This window comes from Pseudomonas sp. P5_B2, from assembly GCF_056400445.1.
Window position 1 is genome coordinate 1 of sequence record NZ_JBFULH010000553.1, and the last position, 2,706, is coordinate 2,706.

Here is a 2,706-nt window from a genome sequence, read left to right on the forward strand (position 1 = left end):
GTGAGCATGGATGTTGTATGTTCGGGCCCCATCGCGAGCAAGCTCGGCTCCTACAGGTTATGTGACATTTTGCGAGTTCCCGACGGCCATGTTCGTCAGGAAGCCAGCGAACCCTAGCGTTTGCGGGGGGTCAAACGATCACACGTCGCGAAGGAGACGTTCCATGGTCACCCACTTCAAAGTCAGCGGGCATCTGGCCTGCGGTCACAAGGGCCAGAACCTCACGTCCACCCAAGAATTGAATCGTGTGAAATGCAGAAGTTGCCGAAACACTGATGCGTTCAAGGAAGCGCGCAAGGCCCAGCGCAATGCAGCGCGCCGTGCCGCACGCAAAGCCAAAGCCACGCACACCGCCAATGACTGGCGCTCAGCCTGGACCGAGCGGCTTACCGCCATGCCCGGGCTGCAAAGATTGCCTCGTGGTTTTAGCGGCCAGCCTTTTGTCTAGAAGGCTCAATCGACAGCTGGGTCGACGTCGCTCGACCCACTGCCGATCAACGTGCTAGCGGGCGCCATGACCTCTGTAAGCGACATACGCTTAAATGCTTCGAACAACCGCCGCCCCTCTTCAGGCGCGCAGGTGATGGCCAGACGCATGGTCGCCTCGCCCAATTGCCAGATCAGAAAAGCAGTATCTGCGACTTGCTGAGTATCACTGCCTGGAAACACACGAAGCATCGCGTCCGCCAGCAACCTGCCCGCCACACGACTCTCTTCCAGCTCCAGCGCCAGCAATTGTTTGTCGGCTTGCATCCCCGACCAGATATCACGCATTACAGGCTCCGCCTGAGCGATGTCGTAATACTGCTCGAGCAGGTCTGAATAGGCCTCGCGCAATCCTTGTGCATCCTCGACCGCTGCCAATGCCATTTCGATGCACCGGCGACTCTCAGCGTTAAAGCGCTCGGCCAGCGTGCGGATCACCGAACTTTTGTCTGGAAAATACTGATAGAGCGAGCCGATCGAAATCTCCGAGCGTTCGGCAATTTCACTCATCTTTAGCGAATCGCTACCCTTGGTCGCGATTAGCTGCGTCGCCACGACCAGTATTCGTTCCTGCCGATCGCGACTGCGTTGTTGCGTGGGGTTGCGTCGAGCCGGCTCTGAAACGGATAGATAGCGCCCGGTGGTAGCTTTCTTCGGCAATGCATTTCCCCCGATCAATAACATGACATGCACTCACCTTAGCACCGCACATCAACGCACCCAAGGGGGTAAAGCCGTACGTCGGTTGTCCCCGTCACGCTGGTTGACGACAGAACATGAGCGTTTATCATCTTTTAACGTGAGTATCACTCACATTAATCCAGTGGAGATGAACGCGATGAACACGCAAGGCACCCTCCTCATTCTCGGAGCGACCGGTAAAACCGGGCGCAGGATTGCTCAACGTCTAACATCGGCGGAACTACCTGTGCGCTTCGGATCCCGCCAGGCAAATCCCCCCTTTGACTGGGAGGATCGGTCCACCTGGGAAGCGGCGCTTGATGGTGTTCACGCTGTTTACATTTCTTACCAACCGGACATCGCCGTTCCCGGTGCCGTCGAAACGGTTCAGGCCTTCACCGACCTGGCCGTCAAAAGCGGCGTCGACAAACTGGTGCTGCTATCCGGGCGCGGAGAGGTCGAAGCGGAACACGCCGAACGCGTTATACAAAACAGTGGCATCGACTGGACCATCCTTCGCTGCAGCTGGTTCTCCCAGAACTTCAGTGAGGCGCATTTCCTGGAGCCCATTCTTCAGGGCGAACTGGCGCTTCCCGTCGGCAACATCGCGGAGCCTTTTGTCGATGTGGAAGACATTGTCGAGATTGCAGTTCAGGCACTGACCCAACCCGGTCACTCAGGCCAACTGTATGAACTGACGGGTCCACGGGCGCTGACGTTTGCTGATGCTGTCGATGAGATCGCTCAAGCGACCGGTCGCAATATCCGCTTCGTCGCTGTGCCGCCGGCTATCTACAGAGAGGCATTGGAACAGGAACAACTTCCAGCCGAGTTGAATGATCTAGTGCTGTACCTCTTCACAACGGTGCTCGATGGTCGTAACACGCCACTGGCCGATGGCGTCCAGCGCGCACTTGGCCGGCCCGCACGAGACTTTGGCGATTATGTTCGGCGCACCGCCGCTACGGGAGCCTGGGAAAGCCGGGATTGATCTATCAAAAATTGCGCAGCAGAAACGACAAAGGCCTGCATGAGAAAACTCATGCAGGCCTTTGTTAAATATGGTGCCCGAAGCCGGAATCGAACCGGCACGCCCTTACGAGCGGGGGATTTTAAGTCCCATGCGTCTACCAGTTTCGCCATTCGGGCGGTAGCGCGGTGAAGCAGTCTAAAAACTGACAGATGACAACCTGGCAGTTCTGACGCTTGTGCAGCAGAGGGGGAAATATATACACCCCGCCTCGGTGAAGCAAGTTCGCAGATGACCTTTTCAAGACAAAATCTTGCAGGACTGCGGAAATAAAAAAGCTCCGTAAATCATAGATCTACGGAGCTTGTTTATAGTGGAGGCCGAGGTCGGAATCGAACCGGCGTAGGTGGATTTGCAATCCACTGCATAACCATTTTGCTACTCGGCCTCAAACATTTGCTGTCAGTAGCACAACAACAAATGCGTTAAAACTTGGAGCGGGAAACGAGACTCGAACTCGCGACCCCGACCTTGGCAAGGTCGTGCTCTACCAACTGAGCTATTCCCGC

Annotated in this window: 3 protein-coding genes and 3 tRNA genes; 2 read left to right on the forward strand and 4 right to left on the reverse strand. The window is 56.2% G+C overall.

Annotated features, from left to right (window positions below):
- The first annotated feature begins 163 nt into the window (after positions 1 to 163).
- Entirely contained in the window at positions 164 to 448 is a 285-nt protein-coding gene (locus AC1DRJ_RS23820; protein WP_477804312.1) for a hypothetical protein, read from the forward strand.
- 5 nt (positions 449 to 453) lie between these two features.
- On the opposite strand, the gene AC1DRJ_RS23825 is transcribed toward AC1DRJ_RS23820, so the two are convergent.
- On the reverse strand, positions 454 to 1,170 hold the full coding sequence (locus AC1DRJ_RS23825; RefSeq protein ID WP_477804313.1) for a TetR/AcrR family transcriptional regulator: 717 nt from the start codon (positions 1,168 to 1,170) through the stop codon (positions 454 to 456).
- 154 nt (positions 1,171 to 1,324) lie between these two features.
- Here AC1DRJ_RS23825 and AC1DRJ_RS23830 point away from each other — a divergent pair, with 154 nt between their 5' ends.
- Entirely contained in the window at positions 1,325 to 2,158 is an 834-nt protein-coding gene (locus AC1DRJ_RS23830) for an NAD(P)H-binding protein (RefSeq protein ID WP_477804314.1), read from the forward strand.
- 71 nt (positions 2,159 to 2,229) lie between these two features.
- On the opposite strand, the gene AC1DRJ_RS23835 is transcribed toward AC1DRJ_RS23830, so the two are convergent.
- The 3 genes from AC1DRJ_RS23835 to AC1DRJ_RS23845 all read right to left on the reverse strand — a co-directional run bounded on the left by AC1DRJ_RS23835 (position 2,230) and on the right by AC1DRJ_RS23845 (position 2,706).
- Positions 2,230 to 2,316, reverse strand: a tRNA-Leu gene (locus AC1DRJ_RS23835).
- A 195-nt stretch (positions 2,317 to 2,511) separates the two neighbouring features.
- A tRNA-Cys gene (locus AC1DRJ_RS23840) sits at positions 2,512 to 2,585 on the reverse strand.
- 45 nt (positions 2,586 to 2,630) lie between these two features.
- Positions 2,631 to 2,706 (reverse strand) — tRNA-Gly (locus AC1DRJ_RS23845).